24 protein-coding genes are annotated in these 25,392 nt (G+C 71.8%); 17 read left to right on the plus strand and 7 right to left on the minus strand.

What is annotated here, in order from left to right:
* Positions 1 to 159: 159 nt before the first annotated feature.
* Positions 160 to 516, plus strand: coding sequence for a hypothetical protein (locus AC3A3L_RS15870; RefSeq protein WP_487641003.1), 357 nt, complete (start codon positions 160 to 162; stop codon positions 514 to 516).
* 9 nt (positions 517 to 525) lie between these two features.
* Here the strand turns inward: AC3A3L_RS15870 and AC3A3L_RS15875 are convergent, their stop codons facing one another.
* The gene (locus AC3A3L_RS15875; RefSeq protein WP_487641004.1) at positions 526 to 1,065 is read right to left on the minus strand and encodes an AAA family ATPase; all 540 of its coding nucleotides are present in this window, start codon (positions 1,063 to 1,065) and stop codon (positions 526 to 528) included.
* A gap of 206 nt (positions 1,066 to 1,271) precedes the next feature.
* Here AC3A3L_RS15875 and AC3A3L_RS15880 point away from each other — a divergent pair, with 206 nt between their 5' ends.
* Together AC3A3L_RS15880 and AC3A3L_RS15885 are read left to right on the plus strand one after the other, a co-directional pair.
* The gene (locus AC3A3L_RS15880; protein WP_487641005.1) at positions 1,272 to 4,097 is read left to right on the plus strand and encodes an aconitate hydratase; all 2,826 of its coding nucleotides are present in this window, start codon (positions 1,272 to 1,274) and stop codon (positions 4,095 to 4,097) included.
* Between the two features lie 124 nt (positions 4,098 to 4,221).
* Entirely contained in the window at positions 4,222 to 4,932 is a 711-nt protein-coding gene (locus AC3A3L_RS15885; protein WP_487641006.1) for a thioredoxin-like domain-containing protein, read from the plus strand.
* Between the two features lie 87 nt (positions 4,933 to 5,019).
* Here the strand turns inward: AC3A3L_RS15885 and AC3A3L_RS15890 are convergent, their stop codons facing one another.
* Positions 5,020 to 5,856: an alpha/beta fold hydrolase gene (locus AC3A3L_RS15890; RefSeq protein WP_487641007.1), complete on the minus strand. Its 837-nt coding sequence runs from the start codon at positions 5,854 to 5,856 to the stop codon at positions 5,020 to 5,022.
* Between the two features lie 100 nt (positions 5,857 to 5,956).
* Positions 5,957 to 6,673: a hypothetical protein gene (locus tag AC3A3L_RS15895; RefSeq protein WP_487641008.1), complete on the minus strand. Its 717-nt coding sequence runs from the start codon at positions 6,671 to 6,673 to the stop codon at positions 5,957 to 5,959.
* 83 nt (positions 6,674 to 6,756) lie between these two features.
* Here AC3A3L_RS15895 and AC3A3L_RS15900 point away from each other — a divergent pair, with 83 nt between their 5' ends.
* From AC3A3L_RS15900 to AC3A3L_RS15935, 8 genes are all read left to right on the plus strand, one after another.
* The gene (locus AC3A3L_RS15900; RefSeq protein WP_487641009.1) at positions 6,757 to 7,062 is read left to right on the plus strand and encodes a thiamine-binding protein; all 306 of its coding nucleotides are present in this window, start codon (positions 6,757 to 6,759) and stop codon (positions 7,060 to 7,062) included.
* Positions 7,052 to 7,456 carry a YjbQ family protein gene (locus AC3A3L_RS15905; RefSeq protein ID WP_487641010.1) on the plus strand — a complete coding sequence of 135 codons (405 nt, stop codon included), beginning with the start codon at positions 7,052 to 7,054 and terminating at the stop codon, positions 7,454 to 7,456. The genes AC3A3L_RS15900 and AC3A3L_RS15905 overlap by 11 nt, the downstream gene beginning before the upstream one ends.
* 6 nt (positions 7,457 to 7,462) lie before the next feature.
* Positions 7,463 to 8,035: a GNAT family N-acetyltransferase gene (locus AC3A3L_RS15910; protein ID WP_487641011.1), complete on the plus strand. Its 573-nt coding sequence runs from the start codon at positions 7,463 to 7,465 to the stop codon at positions 8,033 to 8,035.
* 31 nt (positions 8,036 to 8,066) lie between these two features.
* The gene (locus AC3A3L_RS15915; RefSeq protein WP_487641012.1) at positions 8,067 to 8,483 is read left to right on the plus strand and encodes a hypothetical protein; all 417 of its coding nucleotides are present in this window, start codon (positions 8,067 to 8,069) and stop codon (positions 8,481 to 8,483) included.
* 20 nt (positions 8,484 to 8,503) lie between these two features.
* Positions 8,504 to 9,001, plus strand: coding sequence for an NUDIX domain-containing protein (locus AC3A3L_RS15920; RefSeq protein WP_487641013.1), 498 nt, complete (start codon positions 8,504 to 8,506; stop codon positions 8,999 to 9,001).
* Positions 8,998 to 9,933, plus strand: coding sequence for an SMP-30/gluconolactonase/LRE family protein (locus tag AC3A3L_RS15925; protein ID WP_487641014.1), 936 nt, complete (start codon positions 8,998 to 9,000; stop codon positions 9,931 to 9,933). Before AC3A3L_RS15920 ends, AC3A3L_RS15925 begins: the two co-directional genes overlap by 4 nt.
* 16 nt (positions 9,934 to 9,949) lie before the next feature.
* Positions 9,950 to 11,854 carry a 1-deoxy-D-xylulose-5-phosphate synthase gene (gene dxs / locus AC3A3L_RS15930; RefSeq protein ID WP_487641015.1) on the plus strand — a complete coding sequence of 635 codons (1,905 nt, stop codon included), beginning with the start codon at positions 9,950 to 9,952 and terminating at the stop codon, positions 11,852 to 11,854.
* A 76-nt stretch (positions 11,855 to 11,930) separates the two neighbouring features.
* Complete coding sequence (locus AC3A3L_RS15935) at positions 11,931 to 13,448, plus strand: amino acid permease (protein WP_487641016.1); 1,518 nt, start codon at positions 11,931 to 11,933, stop codon at positions 13,446 to 13,448.
* A gap of 144 nt (positions 13,449 to 13,592) precedes the next feature.
* On the opposite strand, the gene AC3A3L_RS15940 is transcribed toward AC3A3L_RS15935, so the two are convergent.
* Both AC3A3L_RS15940 and AC3A3L_RS15945 read right to left on the minus strand, forming a co-directional pair.
* Positions 13,593 to 15,671 (minus strand): 3-hydroxyacyl-CoA dehydrogenase NAD-binding domain-containing protein, encoded by a 2,079-nt coding sequence (locus AC3A3L_RS15940; RefSeq protein WP_487641017.1) that lies wholly within the window; start codon positions 15,669 to 15,671, stop codon positions 13,593 to 13,595.
* The gene (locus AC3A3L_RS15945; RefSeq protein WP_487641018.1) at positions 15,668 to 16,879 is read right to left on the minus strand and encodes a thiolase family protein; all 1,212 of its coding nucleotides are present in this window, start codon (positions 16,877 to 16,879) and stop codon (positions 15,668 to 15,670) included. The genes AC3A3L_RS15940 and AC3A3L_RS15945 overlap by 4 nt, the downstream gene beginning before the upstream one ends.
* A 118-nt stretch (positions 16,880 to 16,997) precedes the next feature.
* Between AC3A3L_RS15945 and AC3A3L_RS15950 the strand changes: the two genes are divergently transcribed.
* Positions 16,998 to 17,957 carry a PAC2 family protein gene (locus AC3A3L_RS15950; RefSeq protein WP_487641019.1) on the plus strand — a complete coding sequence of 320 codons (960 nt, stop codon included), beginning with the start codon at positions 16,998 to 17,000 and terminating at the stop codon, positions 17,955 to 17,957.
* On the plus strand, positions 17,957 to 18,823 hold the full coding sequence (locus AC3A3L_RS15955) for an acyl-CoA thioesterase (protein ID WP_487641020.1): 867 nt from the start codon (positions 17,957 to 17,959) through the stop codon (positions 18,821 to 18,823). Before AC3A3L_RS15950 ends, AC3A3L_RS15955 begins: the two co-directional genes overlap by 1 nt.
* A 2-nt stretch (positions 18,824 to 18,825) precedes the next feature.
* Here AC3A3L_RS15955 and AC3A3L_RS15960 read toward each other — a convergent pair whose 3' ends face one another.
* Together AC3A3L_RS15960 and AC3A3L_RS15965 are read right to left on the minus strand one after the other, a co-directional pair.
* Positions 18,826 to 19,707 (minus strand): MaoC/PaaZ C-terminal domain-containing protein, encoded by an 882-nt coding sequence (locus AC3A3L_RS15960; RefSeq protein ID WP_487641021.1) that lies wholly within the window; start codon positions 19,705 to 19,707, stop codon positions 18,826 to 18,828.
* The gene (locus AC3A3L_RS15965; RefSeq protein ID WP_487641022.1) at positions 19,707 to 21,041 is read right to left on the minus strand and encodes a 3-oxoacyl-ACP reductase; all 1,335 of its coding nucleotides are present in this window, start codon (positions 21,039 to 21,041) and stop codon (positions 19,707 to 19,709) included. Before AC3A3L_RS15965 ends, AC3A3L_RS15960 begins: the two co-directional genes overlap by 1 nt.
* Before the next feature lie 151 nt (positions 21,042 to 21,192).
* Here AC3A3L_RS15965 and AC3A3L_RS15970 point away from each other — a divergent pair, with 151 nt between their 5' ends.
* The 4 genes from AC3A3L_RS15970 to AC3A3L_RS15985 all read left to right on the plus strand — a co-directional run bounded on the left by AC3A3L_RS15970 (position 21,193) and on the right by AC3A3L_RS15985 (position 25,348).
* Positions 21,193 to 22,488 carry an acetyl-CoA C-acetyltransferase gene (locus AC3A3L_RS15970; RefSeq protein ID WP_487641023.1) on the plus strand — a complete coding sequence of 432 codons (1,296 nt, stop codon included), beginning with the start codon at positions 21,193 to 21,195 and terminating at the stop codon, positions 22,486 to 22,488.
* An 87-nt stretch (positions 22,489 to 22,575) separates the two neighbouring features.
* The gene (pyrR, locus tag AC3A3L_RS15975) at positions 22,576 to 23,145 is read left to right on the plus strand and encodes a bifunctional pyr operon transcriptional regulator/uracil phosphoribosyltransferase PyrR (RefSeq protein ID WP_487641024.1); all 570 of its coding nucleotides are present in this window, start codon (positions 22,576 to 22,578) and stop codon (positions 23,143 to 23,145) included.
* The gene (locus tag AC3A3L_RS15980) at positions 23,142 to 24,080 is read left to right on the plus strand and encodes an aspartate carbamoyltransferase catalytic subunit (protein ID WP_487641025.1); all 939 of its coding nucleotides are present in this window, start codon (positions 23,142 to 23,144) and stop codon (positions 24,078 to 24,080) included. Before pyrR ends, AC3A3L_RS15980 begins: the two co-directional genes overlap by 4 nt.
* Positions 24,080 to 25,348 carry a dihydroorotase gene (locus tag AC3A3L_RS15985; protein ID WP_487641026.1) on the plus strand — a complete coding sequence of 423 codons (1,269 nt, stop codon included), beginning with the start codon at positions 24,080 to 24,082 and terminating at the stop codon, positions 25,346 to 25,348. Before AC3A3L_RS15980 ends, AC3A3L_RS15985 begins: the two co-directional genes overlap by 1 nt.
* Positions 25,349 to 25,392 lie beyond the last annotated feature (44 nt).

The raw sequence follows: 25,392 nt of genomic DNA on the forward strand, positions 1-25,392 counted from the left end.
CTTCCAGCTCTCAGTCGCAGCCGCGCGCAATGACCCGCAATCCCGCGTAACGTCGCCGGTGTGTTCCCGATGACCCACCACGTGGAGTGCGTGGCGCTGCTGGAGCCGCGCGGCCGCTGAGCGCTTGCCACGCCCCCGGTGCGGCGAGAGGCTGGCTCCATGGCCAGCTACGACGTGAACCCGGCGGCCGTCGCCCACGCGCGCAGGCTCATCGACGGGCGGCAGTACGTCCTGGACAGCGACTGGGGAGAGGTGCAGCCGCGCGCCGACGCGGAGAACGCCTACCTGGAGCGGCACTCGTGGGACGACTACGCCGAGTGGCACCTGGCCCTGACCGACGGGGCGAACGACGGGACCAAGGCGCGCTACGCGTTCGTCTACGGCGACCTGCGGCGCGTGCACCGCTCCGGCCTGATCGCCTGCGTCTACCGCGCGTCGGAGTGGCGGCACAAGGCGGTGGAGCTGGCCGCCCACGACCTGCTCCAGCGGCTCGACCAGATGGCCGGGATCGACTGACGGGCCGGCTCAGCGGCGGGCGGTCCGGGCGTCCGCCAGGGCGGTGAGGGCCGCGTCGTGCTCGGTCGTGTCCACCACGGCCCAGCCGTGCTCCGCGGCGAGGCCGAGCAGCTGGCGCCGCCCCTCGAGCACGAGGTCGTCGCCCCCGCGCTCCTCGATGATGCGCGACACGACGTCGGTGACCGGCGTCCGCGCGCGGCCGTGGAGCCGGGTGAGGAGGACCTCCGGCGCGACGTCGAGCACCACCGCGACGTACGACGCCCCTGCCGCCGCCGCAGCCGCCTCGAAGCGCTCGACCTGCGCGGGCGTGACGATCAGCTGGGGCAGCACCACGTCGCGGCCGGTGCCGAGGTAGGCGGTGAGCATGGCGAGGGCGGTGGCGCGCACCGCCTCGCCGGTGCCGACGAAGTCGTCCTCCCAGCCCGAGACCCACGAGCGCAGCTCGTCGATGTCGCACACCAGCGTCCCGGGGTGACGGGCGGCGTGGGCGCGGGCGAGCGTCGACTTGCCGACGCCGGAGGGACCGTTGAGGTGGAGGAGCGTGGGCACCGCCGGAGCCTAGGGCCCGACGGGTCCAGATGGGTGAGGACGCACGGACACGCGGCGACGTACGGTTGGATGAGCCGCTCGACATCGTGTATCTTGACGTCGAGACAAGTTGACGCCGGAACTAAGGGTCGCCTGACTTCCCGCGCCTGAGGGTGCGACGGCAAGATGGATGCGAACTTAGCGATTCTTCTGAGGAGATGTGGCTGATGGGCCAGGACAGCTTCGGTGCCAAGGGCACCTTGGACGTGGACGGACAGTCCTACGAGATCTACCGACTCGACGCGGTCGAGGGCGAGGGGCTCGACGTCCAGAGCCTGCCCTTCTCGCTGAAGGTGCTGCTGGAGAACCTGCTCCGCACCGAGGACGGCGCGGACATCACCGCCGACCACATCAAGGCGATCGCCGGCTGGGACGCCAGCGCCACGCCCGACCAGGAGATCCAGTTCACGCCCGCCCGCGTGATCATGCAGGACTTCACCGGTGTCCCGTGCGTCGTCGACCTCGCCACCATGCGCGAGGCGATGGCCGAGCTCGGCGGCGACGCCACCAAGATCAACCCGCTCGCGCCCGCCGAGATGGTCATCGACCACTCCGTGATCGCCGACGTCTTCGGCTCCGCCGACGCCTTCGAGCGCAACGTCGAGATCGAGTACGACCGCAACAAGGAGCGCTACCAGTTCCTGCGCTGGGGCCAGGGTGCGTTCGACGACTTCAAGGTCGTCCCGCCGGGCACCGGCATCGTCCACCAGGTCAACATCGAGCACCTGGCCCGCGTGGTCATGGTCCGCGACGGTGTCGCCTATCCCGACACCTGCGTCGGCACCGACTCCCACACCACGATGGTCAACGGCATCGGCGTGGTCGGCTGGGGCGTCGGCGGCATCGAGGCCGAGGCCGCGATGCTCGGCCAGCCGGTGTCGATGTTGATCCCGCGCGTGGTGGGCTTCAAGCTGTCCGGCGAGCTGCCCGAGGGCTCGACCGCCACCGACCTGGTGCTCACCATCACCGAGATGCTCCGCGAGCACGGTGTGGTCGGGAAGTTCGTCGAGTTCTACGGCGAGGGCGTCTCCGCGCTGCCCTTGGCCAACCGCGCCACGATCGGCAACATGAGCCCCGAGTTCGGCTCGACCATCGCCGTCTTCCCGATCGACGACCAGACCGTCGACTACCTCCGGATGACCGGCCGCACCGAGGAGCAGCTCGCGCTCGTCGAGGCGTACGCCAAGGAGCAGGGCCTCTGGCACGACCCGAGCGCCGAGCCGCGCTACAGCGAGCGCCTCGAGCTCGACGTCTCCACCGTCGTGCCGTCGCTCGCCGGCCCGAAGCGCCCGCAGGACCGCGTCGAGGTCTCGGCTGCCAAGGAGTCGTTCCGCGGCGCGCTGAAGGACTACGTCGACGAGGGCGACAACGACCCCGACGACGCGGCCGAGTCCCACGGCTACGACGAGGCCGTCGAGGAGTCCTTCCCGGCCTCCGACGCCCCGAGCCACACCGGTGGCAACGGTGCGCCCGTGCACGCCAGCAGGGCCGAGGGCCGTCCCAGCAAGCCGACGACCGTCTCGCTCGACGGCCAGGAGGTCGAGATCGACCACGGCGCCGTCGTGATCGCCGCGATCACCTCGTGCACCAACACCTCCAACCCGAGCGTGATGATCGGCGCGGCCCTGCTCGCCAAGAACGCGGTCGAGAAGGGCCTGTCCCGCAAGCCGTGGGTCAAGACCTCGCTCGCCCCCGGCTCCAAGGTCGTCTCCGACTACTACGAGCGCTCGGGCCTCACGCCCTATCTCGACAAGCTCGGCTTCAACCTCGTCGGCTACGGCTGCACCACCTGCATCGGCAACTCCGGCCCGCTCATCCCCGAGGTGTCGGCCGCCGTCAACGAGGCCGACCTCGCCGTCGTCTCGGTGCTGTCGGGCAACCGCAACTTCGAGGGCCGGATCAACCCCGACGTGAAGATGAACTACCTCGCGTCGCCGCCGCTCGTCGTGGCCTACGCCCTCGCCGGCTCGATGGACGTCGACCTGTTCGACGACCCGCTGGGCCAGGACACCGACGGCAACGACGTCTACCTCAAGGACATCTGGCCGAGCCCGCAGGAGGTCGAGGAGACGATCGCCCAGGCGATCACCTCCGACATGTTCGGCTCCTCCTACGCCGACGTCTTCAAGGGCGACGAGCGCTGGCAGTCGCTGCCCACCCCGGAGGGCAACACCTTCGAGTGGGACGCCGAGTCGACCTACGTCCGCCGTCCTCCCTACTTCGACGGCATGCCGCAGGAGCCGGAGCCGGTCTCCGACATCGTCGGCGCCCGCGTCCTGCTCAAGCTCGGTGACTCGGTCACGACCGACCACATCAGCCCGGCCGGCGCGATCAAGAAGGACAGCCCCGCAGGCAAGTACCTCGCCGAGCACGGCGTCGAGCAGCGTGACTTCAACTCCTACGGCTCGCGCCGCGGCAACCACGAGGTCATGATCCGCGGCACCTTCGCCAACATCCGCCTGCGCAACCAGATCGCGCCCGGCACCGAGGGTGGCGTCACGAAGGACTTCACCAAGGACGGCGAGGTCACCAGCGTCTACGAGGCCAGCCAGAGCTACCAGGAGGCCGGCACCCCGCTGGTCGTCCTGGCCGGCAAGGAGTACGGCTCCGGCTCCTCCCGCGACTGGGCCGCCAAGGGCACCGCGCTGCTGGGCGTGAAGGCCGTCATCGCCGAGTCCTACGAGCGGATCCACCGCTCCAACCTGATCGGCATGGGCGTCATCCCGCTGCAGTTCCCCGACGGAAAGACCGCCGACGACCTGGGCCTGACCGGCGCCGAGGTCATCTCTATCAGCGGCATCACCGAGCTCAACGACGGCACCACGCCGAAGACCGTCACGGTCAAGGTGGAGCCCGCGCCCGGCACCGACCAGGCGCACGGCGAGGCCAGCGAGTTCGAGGCCACCGTCCGCATCGACACCCCGGGCGAGGCCAACTACTACCGCAACGGCGGGATCATGCAGTACGTCCTGCGCAACCTGCTGCGCGGCTGACCCGCCTCTGTGCGAACCCTGACGGGCCGCGCCCGGGACCTCCCGGACGCGGCCCGTCGGCCGTTCCACGGCGTGGTGCCGGGCGGAGTCCTCGGGCTGCGGGGGACGTCGGTAGCCTGACGCGGTGAGCGACGCCGACCCCCCACCCGGTCCAGCGCACCTGGGTGAGCCGGTGCCGGCCGCCGACGGCCCGTCCGAGGCGTCGTACGACCTGCCCGAGGCGGCGTACGAACCCGGCGAGGAACAGCGGCCGAGGCGCAGCCTGCCGCTGGTGCTGGCGGCCGTCGCATCGGCCCTCGTGCTCGGTGCCGCCCTCGTCGCTCCGCTCGTGGACCGCGCGATCCGAGGGGAGGAGCAGGCCCAGCGCGCCCTCGACCTGAGGCTCGTGGAGACGTGGGAGATCACCGACCGCGCCCACACCATGGACGACGTCACCTACCCGCAGGACCCACCGGCCGGCGGCGCGCACGCGCCGATCTGGCTGGCGTGCGGCGTCTACGACGAGCCGGTCCGCGAGGAGAACGCCGTCCACGACCTCGAGCACGGCTCGGTGTGGATCACCCACGACCCCGACCTCTCCGACGCCGACCGGGCGCTGCTCGCCGAGCAGCTGCCCGACAACGGCATCATTTCGCCCCGCGAGGACCTGCCCTCACCCGTGGTGGTCACGGTCTGGGGCGCGCAGCTCCAGCTCGACGGCGCCGACGACCGCCGCCTCGGCCTCTTCCTCGAGGAGTACGGCGACGGTCACACCGCTCCCGAGCTCGGGGTCAGCTGCCGGGGCGGTACGCCGTCCCCGGACGGGTCGCTGCCCGAGCAGGGCACCGACGCCTGAAAGCGGTGGAGCCGGACGCGGATCGTGGAGGATCCGAGCCACTGGGTGACCCGGATCCTCCACGATGCCGGCGGGCCGCAGCCAGCGTCAGCGCTCCAGGAAGTGGATCAGCGCCCGGTTGAACTCCTCGGCGTGGCTCACGTTGAAGCCGTGGGGCGCGTCCTGGACCACGACGAGGTCCGAGGAGGGGATCGCCTCGTGCGTCCGCCTGCCCGAGCCCTCGAACGGCACCGTCGCGTCGCTGTCGCCGTGGATGACGAGCGTCGGCACCGTGACCTTGCTGAGGTCGTCACGGAAGTCGGTGGTGCCGAAGGCCTCCATGCACCCCAGCGCGGCCTTCTGGTCGCTCTGGTGGCACAGGGCGATCGCCTCCTGGCGCTGCTCCTCGGTGACCTTGAGCTCGCCTCCGGCGGAGAAGAAGTCACGGGTGAAGCCGTCGAAGAACGTCGTCCGGTCCTCCTCGAGCCCCTGGGTCATCTCGGCGGCGGCCTCCTCGGTCAGCGGGCCGTCCGGGTTGTCGTCGCCCTTCAGCAGGTACGGCGGGACCGCGGCGGCGAACACCACCGAGCGGACCCGGTCCTGGCCGTGGCGCGCGATGTAGCGGGCCACCTCGCCGCCGCCCATCGAGAAGCCGACGAGGGTGACGTCGGTCAGCTCGAGCTCGGACAGGACGCCGTCGAGGTCGTCGGCCAGGGTGTCGTAGTCGTAGCCCTTGGACGGCTTGTCGCTGCGGCCGAAGCCGCGGCGGTCGTAGGCCACGACCCGGTAGCCGGCGGCGTGGAGGGGACCGACCTGCTCGCTCCAGGACTCGGCGGACAGGGGCCAGCCGTGGATGAGGACCACGGGACGGCCGGAGCCGCCGGAGTCCTCGACGTGGACCTTGGTGGAGCGCAGCAGGCCAGAGCTTGCGGTGACGTCAGGCACGCGGTTGTCCCTTCGTTGAGGCCCTCTGGTGGAGGGCCGGTCACTGGTCCTTCGACCGTAGGCACGCCCGCGGATGGGTCGTCCCACCCGACGGGGTGGCTCAGCGCGACGGCCGACGCACCAGTGCCGCGGCGACGGCGGCGGCGACCACAGCGGCCACCGCCCGGGCCGGCCGCGGGCGGGATCGGTCGGCGGCCGTGGTCAGGAGTCCCCAGCCGGCCGCGGTCGCCACCGGCACGCGACCACGCCGGCTGCAGGCGACGGTGCCCGCGAGCGCGCCGCCTGCCGCGAGGACCGCTGACCGGCCGACCTGCGTGGCGACCGGACCGTCGGCGGGACTTCCGCGACGGACGACGTCGGCCGTCACGTTGACGGCGCTGGCGAGAGCCGTCCAGCCGAACAGGATCCCGGTGGCGAGGACGGTCGAGGGGCGAGGGTCGTGGACGTGCTGGAGTCGGCGGTGCGCCACAGCCGCGCAGAGGGTGGCGGCCGGGAGCAGGCCGGGCGTCAGTCCGAAGCGATCGGTCTGCGCGGCGATGGACCAGACCGTGTTGAGCGCGTACGCCGCCGCGAGTGGGGTGGCCGTGCCAGCGTCCCCGGCCGGGTGTCTCGACGGCTCGCGCCACCGCTGGACCACGTCGACGGTGCTTGCCGCGAAGATCGGCGCCCAGATGGCGAAGGCGTAGTCCGGCGGCGTCACCGCGGTGTCGAAGCGGTCGGTCTGCTCGCCGCGACCCAGGAGCGCGCCGAGGTTGGGCACGCCCACGAACGCCGCGCAGGCGAGCGCCAGGCCGCGCGTGCCGGGGGTGGGGGCCATCCTCCTGCGCACCTCCTCGCCGAGCGGGCTCCTGCCACGCTACCTGCCGGGCCGTGCCACGCGGCGTGCCCTAGCGTGGCTGCATGATCGTCGCCTTCTCCCTGTCACCGATGTCCAGCGACCCGACCGGCTCGGTCACCGACGCGGTCGCCGCCGCTGTCCGGGTGGTCCGCGAGTCCGGCCTGCCCCACGAGACCAACGCGATGTTCACCAACATCGAGGGGGAGTGGGACGAGGTGATGGCCGTCGTCAAGCGGGCTGTCGACGCGGTGGCCGCGGTGTCACCCCGCGTCGGGCTGGTGCTGAAGGCGGACATCCGTCCCGGCTACGACGGCCAGCTGACCGCCAAGGTCGAGCGCATCGAGGAGGCGCTGCGCGATGCACAGTGAAACCCGCAGCTACCGCACCGGGAGCGAGGAGGTCGTGCTCGACCTCACGCAGGACGCCGTCGAGTTCGTCGCCGACCGGGGTGACGGGCTGCTCCAGGTGTTCGTGCCGCACGCCACCGCCGGCATCGCCGTCATCGAGACCGGCGCCGGGTCCGACGACGACCTCCTGGCATCGCTGCGGGACCTGCTCCCCCTGGACGACCGCTGGCGCCACCGGCACGGCTCGCCCGGCCACGGCCGCTCGCACGTCATGCCCGCGATCGTGCCGCCCCACTGCACGGTCCCGGTGCTCGACGGACGGCTCGCGCTCGGCACCTGGCAGAGCATCTGCCTGGTGGACCTCAATGTCGACAACGACGAGCGCGTGGTGCGCTGGTCGTTCCTGGAGGGGTGAGCGACGGTGGTCGAGATCCGTGAGGCCGGCGACGTCGACACCCCGGCGGTGGAGGCGGTCGTCGAGGCAGCGTTCGGCGAGAAGGGAGCCTCGGTCAACGACGTCATGGCACGGCTGCGCAGCGTCGAGGACATGGCCGTGGAGCTCGTGGCCGTGGTGGAAGACGAGGTGGTCGGCTGCGTCGCCCTCTCACGCGCCTGGCTGGACGCCCGGGAGCGCCTCGTCGACGTGCTCGTGCTGAGTCCTCTGGCGGTGGCGCCCGACCACCAGGGTCGGGGCATCGGAAGCCGCCTGCTCGCCGAGGTCCCTGAGGTCGCCGAACGGATCGGGGCGCCGTTGGTGTTCCTCGAGGGCGCCCCCGGCTACTACGGCGCCCGCGGCTGGAGCGCGGCCTCCGAGCACGACCTCGAACGTCCGTCGCCGCGCATCCCGGTGCCGGCCTGCCAGGTCCTGCTGCTCAGTGGCCACGAGCCGTGGATGACCGGTCGCCTGGTCTATCCCGACGTGTGGTGGCGCCTGGACCTGGTGGGCCTCCGCGACCCCGAGCTCGCCGAGGTGGAGAGGCACCTGCGAACCTGAGGATCGAACACACGTTCGATATGCTGGTCGTGTGTTCCCCGCTCCCCAGCCCCGCCAGCGGCCGACGCCGCCACCGGGGCACGCCGGCGTCGCGCCCCCTGGCTGGCCCCGGCAGGTGCGTCCCCCGGACGCACCCGACTGGGAGGCCACGGCGGCCAGCTGGCTCCTCGACCTCTGTCCGCCCGACTACCGCCGGTTCGCCGGCCTGCGCCGGCACGTCGTGGTGCTGGCCCGCTTCGCCGTGCTCCACGTCGAGGCGCAGCAGCAGGCCACCCGCCGGGGCCTGAGCGAGATCCGTGGCGACCTCAAGGACGTGGCCGACGAGGCGGTCGTCCTCGCGGCCGTCCAGACCTTCCAGCTCGAGGACGCCCGCCTGCTCGGCGTGCGCCGGGAGGTGGGCCTCGTCGAGGACGCCCTCCGGGGGCGTCGCTACCGGGTGCGGATGTGAGGTCTGGCTAGGGTCGCCGGATGCATCGAGGACTCCCGGACGACGCCCCTGTGGACCGCGAGCAGGACCGGGACCCCGGGCCCGACCCGCGGCGCTTCGCGGGAGTGATCCTGGTCGACCGCCGCGGCTGGATCCTGCTGCAGGAGCGCGACGAGTTCCCGCGGATCGACCCGGAGAAGTGGGGGTTGGCCGGCGGCCACGTGGAGCCCGGCGAGGACTTCGAGCCCGCCGCGCACCGCGAGCTCGAGGAGGAGACCGGCGTCAGCCTGCCGGCAGGCGGGCTGCAGCTGTTCCGGGAGTTCGTGGTCGACCACCGCCAGGCCTACGGCACGTGGGACGTGATGCAGGTCTTCGTCGCCGCCACCGACCTGGCCGACTCCGACATCGACTGCCGCGAAGGGCGCCAGATCGTCTTCGTGGACCCGGCCGTCGCCCGGGGGCTCGACCTGAGCTCCGCGGCGGTCGAGATCGTGCCGGCCTTCCTCGACAGCGACGTCTACGCCAGCATGGCGCCATGACCGGCCAGGCCCTCACCGTCCACCCCGTCCCGTCGATGGGCGCCGAGGACGTACTCGTGACGCCCGACGGCACCGTCTGGACCGGCACCGAGGACGGGGCGATCTGGGCGCTCGACCCCGCCACGGGCAGCACCCGCCGCGTCGCCGACACCGGCGGCCGCCCGCTCGGCATCGAGCTGCTGCCCGACGGCGACCTCCTCGTCTGCGACGCGGAGCGCGGCCTCCTGCAGGTGTCGCCGACCACCGGTGCCGTCGAGCTGCTCGTCGGCGAGGTCGGCGGCGAGCCGATGAGGTTCTGCAACAACGCCGCGGTCGCCGGCGACGGGACCGTGTGGTTCAGCGACTCCTCGCTGCACTACGGGGTGGCGCAGTGGAAGGACGACTTCGTCCAGCACACCCGCACGGGCCGGCTGCTGCGTCGCCATCCGGACGGCTCGGTCGAGGTGGTGCTGACCGGGCTCGCCTTCGCGAACGGCGTCGCGCTCGCCGCCGACGAGTCCTACGTGGCCGTGGCCGAGTGCCGCGGTCGCACCGTCGTACGCCTCTGGCTCACGGGTCCGCGCGCGGGGGAGCGCGACCACCTCGTCACGGACCTCCCCGGTTACCCCGACAACATCAGCCGCGGCAGCGACGGCCTGGTCTGGGTGACGGTCGCCAGTCCGGTCGACCCGTTGGTCGAGCGCCTCGGCACCGCCCCGACGCTGCTGCGGAGGGCTGTCACGAAGATCCCCGAGGCGTTGCAGCCCAAGCCGAAGCAGACGATCCGCGTGCAGGCGTACGACGACGACGGCCGTCTCGTGCACGACCTCGACCTGCCGCGTCCCGACCGGGGTCCCGGGTTCCACATGGTCACCGGCGTCCGGGAGCACGAGGGCCGGGTGTGGCTGGGCAGCCTCCACGAGCCGTCGGTGGCGGTCATCGACCGGCCATGAAATAGACTCTCGCCCCATGGCTCTCCTCGACTCGATCGCCTCCCCGCGCGACCTCCGCGGTCTCTCCGCGGAGCAGCTCGACGAGCTCGCCGCCGAGATCCGTGACGTGATGATCCGCACCGTCGCGACGAACTCGGGACACCTCGGCCCCAACCTCGGTGTCGTCGAGCTGACGCTGGCGATCCACCGGGTCTTCGACTCCCCGCACGACCGCGTCGTGTTCGACACCGGCCACCAGTCCTACGTCCACAAGCTCGTCACCGGCCGCCACGCCGACTTCGCCACCCTGCGCAAGGAGGGTGGCATCAGCGGCTACCCCAGCCAGGCCGAGTCCGAGCACGACATCGTCGAGAACTCGCACGCCTCCACCGCGCTGTCCTACGCCGACGGGCTCGCCAAGGCCTACGCCATCCGGGGCGAGGACCGCCACGTCGTCGCGGTGATCGGCGACGGCGCCCTCACCGGCGGCATGGCCTGGGAGGCCCTCAACAACATCGCGATCGCGAAGAAGAGCCGCCTGGTCATCGTCGTCAACGACAACGAGCGGTCCTACACCCCGACCATCGGCGGGCTCGCCACCGCGCTGACCTCGCTGCGCACCAACCCGCGCTACGAGCAGGTCCTCGACCTCGTGAAGAAGCGCCTCAACGCCGTGCCCGGCGTCGGGCACGCGGCCTACGACGCCCTCCACGCGGTCAAGAAGGGCATGAAGGACGCCCTCGCCCCGCAGGGGCTGTTCGAGGACCTCGGCCTCAAGTACGTCGGGCCGGTCGACGGCCACGACCGTGCCGCGATGGAGCAGGCGCTGGCCAACGCCAAGCGCTTCGACGGCCCCGTCATCGTCCACGCCCTGACGCGCAAGGGCCAGGGCTACGACCCCGCCCTGCGGCACGAGGCCGACCAGTTCCACGCTCCCGGCCCCTTCGACGTGCAGACCGGTGCGGAGAAGCCCAAGGGCAAGATCTGGACCGACCACTTCTCCGAGGCGATCGTCGACCTCGGCGCCCGCCGCGAGGACGTCGTCGCCATCACCGCGGCGATGATGCATCCCGTCGGGCTCGACGTGTTCGCCGAGAAGTACCCCGAGCGCACCTTCGACGTCGGCATCGCCGAGCAGCACGCCGTCACGTCGGCCGCCGGGCTGGCGATGGGCGGCCTCCACCCCGTCTTCGCGGTCTACGCGACCTTCCTCAACCGCGCCTTCGACCAGGTGCTGATGGACGTCGCGCTGCACAGGTGCGGTGTCACCTTCGTCCTCGACCGCTCGGGCGTCACCGGCGACGACGGTGCCAGCCACAACGGCATGTGGGACATGTCGATCCTCCAGGTCGTCCCCGGCCTCCGGCTGGCGGCGCCCCGCGACGTCACCCGGCTGCACGAGCTGCTCGACGAGGCCGTCCAGGTCGACGACGCCCCGACCGTGGTCCGGTTCCCGAAGGGCCCGCCGCCCGAGGACGTCCCGGCCGTCGACCGCGCCGGTGGCGCCGACGTGCTCGTCCGCTCGGGCGACCGCGACGTCCTCGTCGTCGCCGTCGGGTCGATGGCGACCACGGCCGTCGAGGTCGCCGCGCGGCTCAGCGACCAGGGCATCGGCGTCACCGTCGTCGACCCGCGCTGGGTCAAGCCGGTCGACCCGGCCCTCATCGAGCTCGCCCGCGAGCACCGGCTGGTGGTGAGCGTCGAGGACAACGGACGCGTCGGAGGCTGCGGCGCGACGCTCCTGCAGGCACTCAACGACGCCGCCGTGCGTACGCCGTTCCGCCTGCACGGCATCCCGCAGGAGTTCCTCGACCACGCCAAGCGCGACGTGATCCTGGCCCGCATCGGCCTCGACGCGCAGACCCTCGCCCGGTCCATCGTCGAGGACGTCACCGCCCTCGACCGCGGGCTCACCGTCGTCGAGGTCGACCACACCGCCTGACCGCCCGGCTCAGGGGCGACACGCGACACGCGAGACCGGGAGGCGCGGGAGGGCCACTCGGGTCTACCTTGCTGGGATGAGTCTCTTCCGGACCAAGTCAGTCGAGCAGTCGATCGCGGAGACCGAAGAGCCCGAGCACCGCCTGAAGAAGAACCTCGGCGCGCTCGACCTCACGATCTTCGGCGTCGGCGTCATCATCGGTGCCGGCATCTTCGTCTACACCGGCCTCGTGGCGGCGACCAACGCCGGTCCCGCCATCTCCATCTCCTTCCTCATCGCCGGGCTCGCGTGCGCGCTCGCGGCCCTCTGCTACGCCGAGTTCGCCTCGACCGTGCCGGTCGCGGGCAGTGCCTACACGTTCTCCTACGCCACCTTCGGCGAGCTGATCGCCTGGATCATCGGCTGGGACCTCGTGCTCGAGTTCACGGTCGGCGCCTCGGCGCTGGCGGCCGGGTTCTCCGGCTACCTGCAGAACGTCCTAGACGGCACGCCGCTCGAGGTGCCCGCCTCGCTGGCCTCGGCGAGCGACGGGGTGGTCAACCTGCCGGCCGTGCTGATCTCGCTGCTGGTCGCCGCGGTGCTGATCGGGGGCATCAAGCTCTCCAGCCGGATCAACCAGGTCATCGTCGCGATCAAGCTCGCGGTGGTCGCGCTGGTCATCGTGATGGGGATCGGCTACATCAAGGTCGCCAACTACTCGCCGTTCATCCCGCCGAGCCAGCCCACCAGCGGGTCGGAGGGCGGCTTCTGGAAGTCACCTCTCATCACCTCGATCTTCGGCCTGGAGCCCGCGGTCTTCGGCATCGGCGGCGTGATCGCAGGCGCCGCCATCGTGTTCTTCGCGTTCATCGGCTTCGACGTCGTCGCCACCACCGCGGAGGAGACGCACAACCCGCAGCGCGACGTGCCGATCGGCATCCTCGGCTCGCTGGCGATCGTCACCGTGCTCTACATCGCCGTCTGCCTCGTCATCACCGGCATGCAGTCCTACAAGACGATCGACCCCGACGACGCCGCACCACTCGCGACCGCCTTCGACAAGGTGGGCGTGGAGTGGATCGGCAACGTGATCTCGGTCGGGGCCACCATAGGTCTGACGGTCGTCGTCCTCATCCTGATGATGGGCCAGACCCGCGTGGCCTTCGCGATGGCACGCGACGGCCTGCTCCCGACCTGGCTGGCCCGGGTGCACCCGACGTTCGGCACGCCCTACCGCATCACCGCGATCACCGGCCTCGGCGTCGCGCTGCTGTCCGGCTTCGTCGACTTCGCCACCCTCGGCGACCTCGTCAGCATCGGCACGCTCTTCGCGTTCGTGCTCGTCAGCGTCGGCGTCCTGGTGCTGCGGCGCACGCGACCCGACCTGCCGCGCGCCTTCCGTACGCCGGCCATCCCGGTCGTGGCCACGCTGTCGGTGCTCCTCTGCTTCTACCTGATGCTCAACCTCATCGGCGAGACGTGGGTCCGGTTCCTCGTCTGGATGGCCCTCGGGCTCGTCGTCTACTTCCTGTACGGCCGCTCCCACAGCCGTCTCGGCCGGGGCGAGCTCGCCGGCACGCGCGCGCCCGACGCCGCGGCCGACCCCGGCGCCTGAGCGGTCGGGTCGGCGCGACCAGGCCCGGAAATGGGGTCGAGTCGGCGCATCTGCTCCGCAAATTGGCGTCGAGTCGGCGCATCCTCCCGCAGGATGCGCCGACTCGACGGGCTACGGGCGACAGATGCGCCGACTCGACCTCCGTCAGTGGAAGCGCCTGCCGGTCGCCTTCTCCGAGATGCCGGCCACGTCGAGCAGGAAGGTCAGCCCGCCGTTCCAGAACGAGAACCCGGCGCCCGTGATCATCGCCAGGTCGATGTCCTGCGGCGCGGCGACCACGCCCTCGTCGAGCATGAGCCGGGCCTCCTCGGCCAAGCCGGACAGGGTCCGCTCCCGCACCTCGTCGGCCGTCAGCACCACCGGGTGCTCCGGCTTCTCGAGCAGCTCCTCGACCTCGGGGTCCAGGCGGCCGTCGGGGCCGTAGTAGGCACCCTTCCTCGCCGCCACGATCCGCTCGAGGGCGGGGGAGACGTAGAAGCGGTCGGGGAACGCGCCCTTCAGGGTCTCGTTGTTGTGCAGCGCAATGGCCGGCCCGACGAGCGAGAGGAGCACGAACGGCGGCATCGGTGCGATGCCGGCGAAGGCGCTGTCGGCGACGCCGACGGACGTGCCCTCGTCGACGATGCGGCCGACCTCGCTCATGAAGCGGCCGAGCAGCCGGTTGACGATGAACGACGGGCTGTCCTTGACCAGGATCGTCGTCTTCTTCAGCGCCTTGCCGGTCGCGAAGGCGGTGGCCAGCGTGGCGTCGTCGGTGGCGTCGCCCTGCACGATCTCCAGCAGCGGCATGACCGCGACGGGGTTGAAGAAGTGGAAGCCCACCACCCGCTCGGGGTGCTCGAGGTCGGCGGCCATCTCGGTGATCGACAGCGACGAGGTGTTGGTCGCGAGGACGCACTCGGCACTCACGACCTTCTCGACGTCGGCGAAGACGGTCTTCTTGACCGCCATCTCCTCGAAGACGGCCTCGATCACGAAGTCGGCGTCGCCGAAGGCGACCTGCTTGTCCGTCTCGCCGGACACCAGGGCCTTGTGGCGGTTGGCCTTGTCCTGGTTGATCCGGCCCTTGGCGAGCAGCTTGTCGATCTCGGCGTGGACGTAGGCGACGCCCTTGTCGGCCCGCTCCTGGTCGAGGTCGGTCAGCACGACCGGCACCTCGAGGCGTCGTACGAACAGCAGCGCCAGCTGGCTGGCCATCAGGCCGGCACCCACGATGCCCACCTTGGTGACCGGGCGCGCGAGCGACTTGTCGGGCGCACCGGCGGGTCGCTTGGCCCGCTTCTGGACGAGGTCGAAGGAGTAGAGCGAGGCGAGCAGCTCGGCGGTCTGCGACAGCGCCTCGAGGGCGTCGTCCTCGGCTGCGAAGCCGGCATCCCGGTCGGTGTCGCGAGCGGCGGCGATGAGCTCGACTGCCTTGGCCGCTGCGGGGGAGCCGCCACCGGTCTTCGCCGCCACGATGCCCTTGGCCCGCTCGACGGCGGCGTCCCAGGCCGCGCCGCGGTCGACCTCGGGACGCTCGACGGTGGTCTCCCCGCGGAGCACGGAGGCCGCCCAGAGCAGCGACTGCTCGAGGAAGTCGGCGCCGTTGAAGACCGCGTCGGCCAGCCCGTGGTCGTACGCCGCCTGACCGCCGAGGGTCTTGCCCTGGTTGAGCGGGTTCTCGACGATCAGCGTGACCGCCTTGTCGGCGCCGACGAGGTTGGGCACGAGCCAGGCGCCGCCCCAGCCGGGGACGAGGCCGAGCATGACCTCGGGCAGTCCGAGGGCCGGCGCGGAGTCCATGACGGTGCGGTAGGTGCAGTGCAGCGCCACCTCGAGGCCACCGCCGAGGGCGAGGCCGTTGATGAAGCCGAACGACGGCTTGCCGCCGTCCTGCAGCTTGCGGAAGACGGCGTGCCCGAGCTCGGCCACGGTGCGTACGGCGTCGGGGCCGCCGCCCTGGATGGCGGTCAGGTCCGCGCCGGCGGCCAGGATGAACGGCTTGCCGGTCACCGCGATCGCGTCGACCGTGTCGTCGGCCAGCGCCGCGTCGATCGCCGTGTTGAGCGCGAGCAGCGAGGCAGGGCCGAAGGTGTTGGGCCTGGTGTGGTCCTCGCCGTTGTCGAGGGTGATCAGGCCGATGGTCGCGCCCGGCAGGGCCACGGCCCGCAGGTGGGCCTGGGTGACGCGCTCGGCGTCGGACACGATCGCCTGCGCACGCTCGAAGATGCTGACGTCGTTCACTTGCTGTCTCCCTCGTTGCCGCCGGTCCAGTGCGGGTTCTCCCAGATCACGGTGCCGCCCATGCCGATGCCGATGCACATGGTGGTGAGGCCGTAGCGGACCTCGGGACGCTCCTCGAACTGGCGCGCCAGCTGGTTCATGAGGCGTACGCCGGACGAGGCCAGCGGGTGCCCCATCGCGATCGCGCCGCCGTAGGGGTTCACGCGCGGGTCGTCGTCGGCGATGCCGTAGTGCTCGAGGAAGGCGAGCACCTGCACGGCGAAGGCCTCGTTGACCTCGAACGCGTCGATGTCGTCGATGGTGAGGCCGGCCAGGCGGAGCGCCTTCTCGGTGGCCGGGATCGGGCCGGCGCCCATCACCTCCGGCTCGACGCCGACGAAGGCGTAGGTGACCAGGCGCATCTTGACCGGCAGGCCGAGCTCGTGGGCGGTCTCCTCGTCGGCGAGGAGGGCAGCGGTGGCACCGTCGTTGATGCCGGCGGCGTTGCCGGCGGTCACGTTGCCGTGCGAGCGGAACGGCGTCTTGAGCCCGGCGAGCGACTCCAGGGTCGTCTCGGGGCGCATCGGCTCGTCCGTCGTCGCCAGGCCCCATCCGGCCTCGGCGGAGCGCGTCGCGACGGGCACCAGGTCGGGCTGGATCTTGCCGGCGTCGTAGGCCGCCTTGGTCTTCTGCTGACTGCGGACGGCGTACTCGTCCACGCGCTGCTTGGTGATCATGGGGTAGCGGTCGTGGAGGTTCTCCGCGGTCTTGCCCATCACGAGCGCGTCGGGGTTGACGATGCGCTCGGACATGATGCGCGGGTTCGGGTCGACGCCCTCGCCCATGGGGTGGCGGCCCATGTGCTCGACGCCGCCGGCGATGGCGACGTCATAGGCACCGAAGGCGATGCCCGACGCGGTGTTGGTCACCGCGGTCATCGCACCGGCGCACATGCGGTCGATGGAGTAGCCCGGCACGCTCTGCGGGAGCCCGGCGAGCAGCGCGGCGGTGCGGCCGATGGTGAGGCCCTGGTCGCCGATCTGGGTGGTGGCGGCGATCGCCACCTCGTCGACCCGCTCGGGCGGCAGGGACGGGTTGCGGCGGAGCAGCTCGCGGATGCTCTTGATGACGAGGTCGTCGGCGCGCGTCTCGGCGTACTGGCCCTTGGCCTTGCCGAACGGGGTGCGCACGCCGTCGACGAAGACGACCTCACGCTGTGGTCGGGACACTGGCTACTCCCAGGCTCTGAGGGGGACAGGGTGCGCTCACGTTACCCTTGAGTAACAAGGCCTGCCACCACGGCGGGTGTGTGTCGGGTCACGGACCGCGAGTCACTAGGCTGGAGGCATGGCCGACCGACTCGTGCACATCGTCGACGACGCCGAGGTGCTCGCCGACGCCGGTGACCTCAGCCTCGTCGTCGTCCTCACCGGGTTCCTCGACGCGGGCAAGTCCGCGGAGCTGGCCGCCCGGCACCTGTCCGACCTCTCGGACGGCAAGGTGGTGGCGACCTTCGACGTCGACGCGCTCCACGACTACCGGGCCCGCCGGCCTCCCGTCACCTTCGTGCGCGACCACTACACCGACTACGAGGCGCCGCGGCTCGTCGTCCGGGCGCTGCGCGACACCGGCGGCACGCCGTTCCTGCTGCTCGCCGGCCCCGAGCCCGACATCAAGTGGGAGGCGTTCGCCCGCGCCGTCCGCGAGGTGGTCGAGCGCTTCAGCGTCAACCGGGTCGTCAGCCTCGGCGCCGTGCCGATGGCCGTGCCGCACACCAGACCGATCGCGATCACCCCGCACGCAAACCGTCCAGAGCTCGTCCCCGGCGAGAGCCCGTGGCAGGGCGAGCTGCGGGTCCCGGCCAGTGCGCAGGCGCTGCTCGAGATCCGGCTGGGTGAGTGGGGCATCGACGCCCTGGGCTTCGTGGCCCACATCCCGCACTACCTCGCCCAGATGGAGTACCCCCAGGCTGCGCTGGTGCTGCTCGAGCACCTGGAGATCGGCGGTCACCTCACCATCGACCTCGGCGAGCTCCGCGAGGCGGCCGAGATCACCGAGAACGAGGTCGACCGCTACCTCTCGACCCACGACGAGGTCGGCGACGTCGTCCGCGGGCTCGAGCAGCAGTACGACTCCTTCCGCGAGGCCGAGGCCAGCGGTTCCTCCCTGCTCGCCGGCGACGAGCCGCTGCCGACGGGTGAGGAGATCGGCAGCGCGTTCGAGGCGTTCCTGGCCGACCTCGACGACCAGGGCCGCGACCAGTCCAAGGACAACGGCGACGACGCCGGCGGCTGGGACGGCCGCTGATGGCGGGCAGCGCCGACGAGCTGGCGACCCTGCTGGACCTCGAGCGCCTCGAGGTCGACCTCTACCGCGGAGCCCAGGCGCGCACCGAGCGCCAGCGCGTCTTCGGCGGCCAGGTGGCCGCGCAGGCGGTCGTCGCCGCGACCCGCAGCGTGGAGGGGGAGTTCGTCCTGCACTCCCTGCACTCCTACTTCCTGCGCCCGGGCGACACGACTGTCCCGATCGTCTACGACGTCGAGCGCATCCGCGACGGGCGCTCCTTCGTGACCCGGCGCGTGTCGGCGCGCCAGCACGGTCGGCCGATCTACTACATGACCGCCAACTTCCAGGTCCCCGAGCCGGGCCTCGAGCACCAGGACCGGATGCCGGAGGTGCCGGCGCCCGAGCAGGGCATGCCGCTCGTCGAGCTCGCCCGCTTGCGCGGCCCCGAGGCGGCCGAGCACTGGGAGCGGGAGTGGGCGGCGCTCGACATCAGGTACGTCGGGATCACCGGCCAGGGGCTCCCGGAGGACCCCGAGCAGCCGGCCCGCGCCCGCCTCTGGATCAGGGTCGACGGCGAGCTCGCCGCCGATCCGACCGTCCAGCAGGCGGCGTTCACGTACGCCAGCGACCTCACGCTGCTGGGCGCCACGCTGGTGCCGCACGGCATCCACATCGCCTCGCCGCGCCTCCAGCCCGCGTCGCTCGACCACACGATCTGGTTCCACCGGCCGTTCCGCGCCGACGAGTGGTGGCTCTATGACCAGTTCTCGCCGTTCGCGGGCGGCGCCCGCGGCCTCGCGCTCGCCCGGGTATTTTCGCAGTCGGGTGAGCTCGTCGCGACCGTCGCCCAGGAGGGCCTGATCCGGCTCCGCGACGACCGCTCGTAGCGTCAGGCGGGCGTCGTACGCCCCAGCAGGTGCGGCGAGCCGTCCTTCGGGCTGGTCATCGCGAACGTCCAGCCCCCCTCGTGCCGCTGCGCGGCGTAGCGGACGGTGCCCGGCAGGAGGACCGGCTTCCTGAACGCCACCTCGACCGTCACGGCATCGGGAAGCCGGTTCTCGATCGCGGCGACCGAGCGGGCCAGGGTCCACATGCCGTGGGCGATCTGGCGTGGGAAGCCCAGTGCCTTCGCGGTCAGCGGGTGCAGGTGGATCGGGTTGGCGTCACCCGACACTCCCGCGTACGTGCGCCCGAGGTCGGCGGGCAGCCGCCACTCGACCCCGCCCGCCGGCGGGTCGGGCAGGGAAGGGCCGGTGCTCGGGTCACCGTCGACCGACCGTCCGCGGCGCAGGTAGGTGGACGTGGACTCCCACGCCGTCTCGCCGTCGGCGGACACCGTGGTCGCGAAGTCGAGGAGCACGCCCTTGGCGTGCGGGCGCGGCGCGGCGACCGAGGTGGTGAGGTCGAGGGCTTCGCCGACCGCGATCGCGCGGTGCGCCGTGATCGTGTTCTCGACGTGGACCATGCCGATGGCGGTGTAGGGGAAGGCCGGGTCGCTCATCACCGCCATGTGGAGCGGGAAGGCGAGCAGGTGCGGGAACGGCACGGGTACGACGTCGCGGCGCGGGAAGCCGCACACGGCGGCGTACGCCTCGACGCGGGAACGCTCGACGACCACGCCCTCGCGGGAGTAGGAGAGTCCGGGGAAGTCGCCCGCGGCGGCCTTGCGGACACCCGGCAGCCGGTTGACGCCCGGCACCGCCGGCAGTGCGGCGCGGACGAGCGTCGTCAGCCCGCCCGGCTCGCCCTCGAGGGTCTTCGGCGTCGTCATCAGGCGCCCAGCATCATCTGGCCGCAGACCCGGACGGTGTTGCCGTTGACCGCTCCCGAGCCGGGGCTGGCGAACCACGCGATGGTCTCGGCGACGTCGACCGGCAGGCCGCCCTGGGACATGGCGTTGAGGCGCTGGCCGACCTCCCGCGTCGCGAAGGGGACGGCTGCCGTCATCTTGGTGACGATGAAGCCGGGCGCCACGGCGTTGACGGTGATCCCGTCGGCGAGCTCGTCGCGCAGGCTGTCGACGAGGCCGATGACGCCGGCCTTGGAGGTCGCGTAGTTGGTCTGGCCGACGTTGCCGGCGATGCCGGCGATCGAGGCGACGCCCACGATGCGGCCGCCGGCGTTCACGACTCCCTGGTCGAGCAGCTCGCGGGTGATCAGCTCGGGTGCGGTGAGGTTCACGGCGACGACGCTGCTCCAGCGGTCGTCGGCCATGTTGGCGAGCTTCTTGTCGCGGGTGATGCCGGCGTTGTGCACGACGACGTCGACGCCGCCGTGGTGCTCGCGGAGGTGGTGGGCGATGCGCTGCGGGGCGTCCTTGGCGGTGATGTCCAGCACGAGGTGGTCGCCGTCGAGCTCCTCCATGAGGGTCTGGAGCTCGCTGGCGGACTGCGGCACGTCGACGCCGACGACCGTCGCTCCGTCGCGGTGCAGGACGCGCGCGATCTCCTCGCCGATGCCGCGGCTGGCGCCGGTGACGAGGGCGATCTTGCCGGTCAGGGGACGAGCCTGGTCGGGGACGTCGTCGGTGGTCACCGCTCCGTGTGCGCCGATGCGGACCACCTGTCCGGAGACATAGGCGGACTTGGGGGAGAGGAGGAAGGCGAGGGTCGAGTCGATCGCGCCGTCGGCGGCAGGGGCGACGTACACGAGCTGGACCGTGCCGCCGCGGCCGATCTCCTTGCCGAGCGAGCGGGTGAAGCCCTCGAGCGCGCGCTGGGCGACCCGCTCGGAGCCGCTGCGCTGCTCCGGCGGCGTGCCGATCACGACGACCCGGGGGCAGGTCTCGAGGCGGCGCATGAGCGGGGTGAAGAACTGCTGCAGGGCGACGAGGCCGGCGGTGTCGGTGATGCCGGTGGCGTCGAAGACCAGGGCCTTGGCGCGGACGCCCTCCTCCAGGGTGGTGGCCGAGGCGATGCCGAGGCCGTCCAGGGTGGTCGGGAGGGTCTCGGCGAGGCGACCCTCGCCGCCGAGCACCACGAGCCCGTCCACCAGCGGGGAGCCGACGGACCAGCGCTCGAGCGGGGTCGGGTTGGGCAGGCCGAGGTTCTTGACGAGCAGCTTGCCGATCGGGGTGGACACGAAGCCCTGGTAGCGGTCGCTCATGGTCGCGGTGTTCCCTCTTCGTTCGACGGGGACGGGGTGGGGACGGGACGGTCTTGTCGATGTGTAACGCGTGCTGTAACTCTGAGTCCACTTTTCGTGACGTGCCCCTCACGCCGTTGGCCGGGGGCGACTCTCCGGCAAGGATAGGAACATGCAGCCCACCACCCGTCCGGTCGCCGTCGTCGGCGGCAACCGCATCCCCTTCGCCCGGTCCAACACCGTCTACGCCGGCGTCTCCAACCAGGAGATGCTGACCGCCGCGATCGACGGGCTCGTCGACCGGTTCGACCTGCGGGGAGAGCGGCTCGGGGAGGTCGTGGCCGGTGCGGTGCTCAAGCACTCGCGCGACTTCAACCTGACCCGGGAGTGCGTGCTCGGCTCGCGGCTCGCGCCGGAGACCCCCGCGACCGACATCCAGCAGGCCTGCGGCACCGGCCTGCAAGCGGCGATCCAGGTGGCCGGCAAGATCGCGCTCGGTGTCATCGACGCCGGCGTCGCCGGCGGCACCGACACCACCTCCGACGCCCCGGTCGCGATCAGCGACAAGCTGCGCCGGAAGCTGATGAGGGTCAACTCGGCCAAGGACACCGCGTCGCGGCTCAAGGCGCTCGGCGCCATCCGGCCCGGCGACATCGGCCTCGACATCCCGCAGAACGGCGAGCCCCGGACCAGGCTCTCCATGGGTGAGCACGCCGCACTGACCGCGCTGGAGTGGCGGATCACGCGCGAGGCGCAGGACGAGCTGGCCGCCCGCTCGCACCACAACCTCGCCCGCTCCTACGAGGAGGGCTTCCACGACGACCTGGTCACGCCGTTCCGCGGTGTCGAGCGCGACAACAACTTGCGCCCCGACTCGACGGTCGAGAAGCTCGCGACCCTCAATCCGGTCTTCGGCAAGGGGGCGGCCGCGACGATGACCGCCGGCAACAGCACGCCGCTCTCCGACGGAGCGTCCGCGGTGCTGCTGTCCAGCGACGAGTGGGCCCAGGAGCGCGGACTTCCCGTGCTCGCGCACCTCGTCGACGCCGAGACGGCGGCGGTCGACTACGTCAACGGCCACGAGGGCCTGCTGATGGCGCCGGCGTACGCCGTCCCGCGGATGCTGGAGCGCAACGGCCTCACGCTCCAGGACTTCGACTACTACGAGATCCACGAGGCGTTCGCCTCGCAGGTGCTGTCCACGCTCGCGGCCTGGGAGGACCCGGTGTTCTGCAAGGAGCGCCTCGGCCTCGACGCGCCGCTCGGGTCGATCGACCGCGACAAGCTCAACGTCAACGGCTCCTCGCTCGCGGCCGCGCACCCGTTCGCCGCGACCGGCGGCCGGATCATCCCCGTCGCCGCCAAGCTGCTCGCCCAGAAGGCTGAGTCCACTGGCACGGGGGGCCGTGCGCTCATCTCGATCTGCGCCGCCGGCGGCCAGGGGGTCGTCGCGATCCTGGAGCGCTGAGCGCCAGGGCGGTCCGGTAGGGTCGCCACCGATCGACATCCTTTAACGAGCCGTCCCGTGAGGCGGAGAAGGAGGTCCGGCGCGCAGATGCCTGCCCCCGAAGAAACCGTGTCCGACCTCGCGAGCGGGAGGGCGGACCGCACCGTCCTCGACGCCCGTGACATCTCCCGGGCGCTGACCCGGATCTCGCACGAGCTGCTCGAGCGCAACAAGGGCGCCACCGACCTGGTGCTGCTCGGGCTGCACACCCGCGGCGTTCCCCTCGCCAAGCGCGTCGCAGAGAAGATCGCCGCCGTCGAGGGCACGCCCGTCGCCGTCGGCGAGCTCGACGTGACGATGTACCGCGACGACCTGCGCTCGCAGCCCACCCGACGCGCGCACAAGACGGCGCTGCCGCCCGGCGGCATCGACGGCAAGGTCGTCGTCCTCGTCGACGACGTGCTGTTCTCGGGCCGCACCATCCGCGCAGCGCTGGACGCCCTGGCCGACCTCGGCCGCCCCGGCGCCGTACGCCTGGCGGTGCTCGTCGACCGCGGCCACCGTGAGCTGCCCATCCGCGCCGACCACGTCGGCAAGAACCTGCCCAGCGCCCTCGCCGAGCGCGTCAGCGTGCGCCTCGCCGAGGTCGACGGCACCGACGAGGTGACGATCTCGTGAAGCACCTGCTCTCCATCGACGACCTCTCGACCGACGAGATCCACCAGCTCTTCGAGACCGCGGCCGACATGCACGACGTGCAGAGCCGCGAGGTCAAGAAGCTGCCCGCGCTGCGCGGCCGGACCGTCGTCAACATGTTCTTCGAGGACTCCACCCGCACCCGGTCGTCGTTCGAGATCGCCGGCAAGTGGCTCTCCGCCGACGTCATCAACGTCAGCGCCAAGGGGTCCAGCACCTCCAAGGGCGAGAGCTTGCGGGACACCGTGCTCACCGTCTGCGCGATGGGCGTCGACGGCCTCGTCATCCGCCACCCGGCCAGCGGCGCCGCCGTCCAGGTGAGCCAGTGGGTCGACGCGGCCGTCGTCAACGCCGGCGACGGGATGCACGAGCACCCGACGCAGGCGCTCCTCGACGCCTACACGCTGCAGCGCCACCTCGGCTCGCTCGAGGGCCGCCACGTCGCGATCATCGGCGACCTGACCCACAGCCGGGTCTTCCGGTCCAACGTCCAGTGCCTGACGCGGCTCGGCGCTCGGGTGACCGTCGTCGCGCCACCGACGCTGATGCCGAGCGGCATCGGCGCCTGGTCGGCCGCGGCCGGCTTCGAGACGTCGTACGACATCGACGCGGTGCTGCCGGAGGCCGATGCCGTGATGATGCTGCGCGTCCAGCGCGAGCGGATGTCGGGCGCGTTCTTCCCGAGCCCGCGCGAGTACACCGTCGGCTACGGCCTGACCCGCGACCGGCTCGGGCTGCTCAAGCCGGACGTCCCGATCTGCCACCCGGGACCGATGAACCGTGGCCTCGAGATCGCGGCCGACGCCGCCGACGCGGCCCAGTCGGTCGTGCTGGAGCAGGTCTCCAGCGGCCTGGCGATCCGGATGGCCGTGCTCTACCACCTGCTGGCCGGGGACACCCGGGGAGGAATTGCCTGATGTCGCTGGTGATCAAGGGACCCTCGCTGCTCGGCGAGCAGACCCGGGACCTGTACGTCGACGACGCGGGCGTGCTCGTCGACGAGGCGCCGTCCGGTGCGGAGACCATCGACGCCGACGGCCTCGTGGCCCTGCCCGGCCTCGTCGACCTGCACACCCACCTGCGCGAGCCCGGCCGTGAGGACGCCGAGACCATCCTGACCGGCTCGCAGGCCGCCGCGCTCGGCGGCTACACGGCCGTGCTGGCGATGGCCAACACCTCGCCCGTGACCGACACCGCCGAGGCCGCCACCCGGGTGTGGGAGCTCGGCCGCGAGGCGGGCCTCGTGCACGTCCAGCCGGTCGGCGCGGTGACGCGAGGCCTGGCGGGCGAGGAGCTCGCCGAGCTGGGGCTGATGCACCGCTCGCGCGCCGCCGTGAAGGTGTTCTCGGACGACGGGAAGTGCGTCCACGACCCGCGGGTCATGCGCCGGGCGCTGGAGTACGTCAAGGCCTTCGGCGGCGTCGTCTCCCAGCACTCGCAGGATCCGTCGCTCGCCGGCCCGAGCGCCTGCTGCCACGAGGGTGAGCTGTCCGGTCGGCTCGGGCTCCCGGGCTGGCCCGGGATCGCCGAGGAGGTCATCGTCGCTCGCGACGTGATGCTCGCCCGGCACACCGGGTCGCGGGTGCACGTCGCCCACGTCTCCACCGCCGGCTCGGTCGAGGTGCTGCGCTGGGCCAAGGGGCAAGGCATCGACGTCACCGCCGAGGTCACCCCCCACCACCTGCTGCTCACGACCGACCTGTTGACCGGCTACGACCCGACCTACAAGGTCAACCCGCCGCTGCGCCCCCAGGAGGACGTCGACGCACTCCGCGAGGCGCTCGCCGACGGCACCATCGACGCGGTCGCGACCGACCACGCTCCGCACGCGCGCCACGACAAGGAGCACGCGTTCGTCGACGCAGCCTTCGGGATGCTCGGCATCGAGACCGCGCTCGGCGTCGTCCGCACGGCGCTGCCCGACCTGTCCTGGGCCGACGTCGCGCGCGTGATGTCGACGACTCCTGCCCGGATCGCGGGCCTGCCCGACCAGGGCCAGCCACTGGAGGCGGGCTCGCCCGCCCACGTCGTCCTCGTCGACCCCTCCGCCGCGATCACCGTCGACCGGGACGCCTCGGCGTCGCTGTCGCGGAACAACCCGTGGCACGGGCGCAGCCTGACCTCGCGGGTCGTGCACACGGTGTACGGCGGCCGGGTGACGGTGCGCGACGGCGCGCTCGCCTGAGGCGTCGTACGTCCGCACTGGCCAGTGAGTCGCCCAGAGACTCA

The sequence above is a fragment of the Nocardioides sp. Soil_C_8 genome (assembly GCF_057656315.1).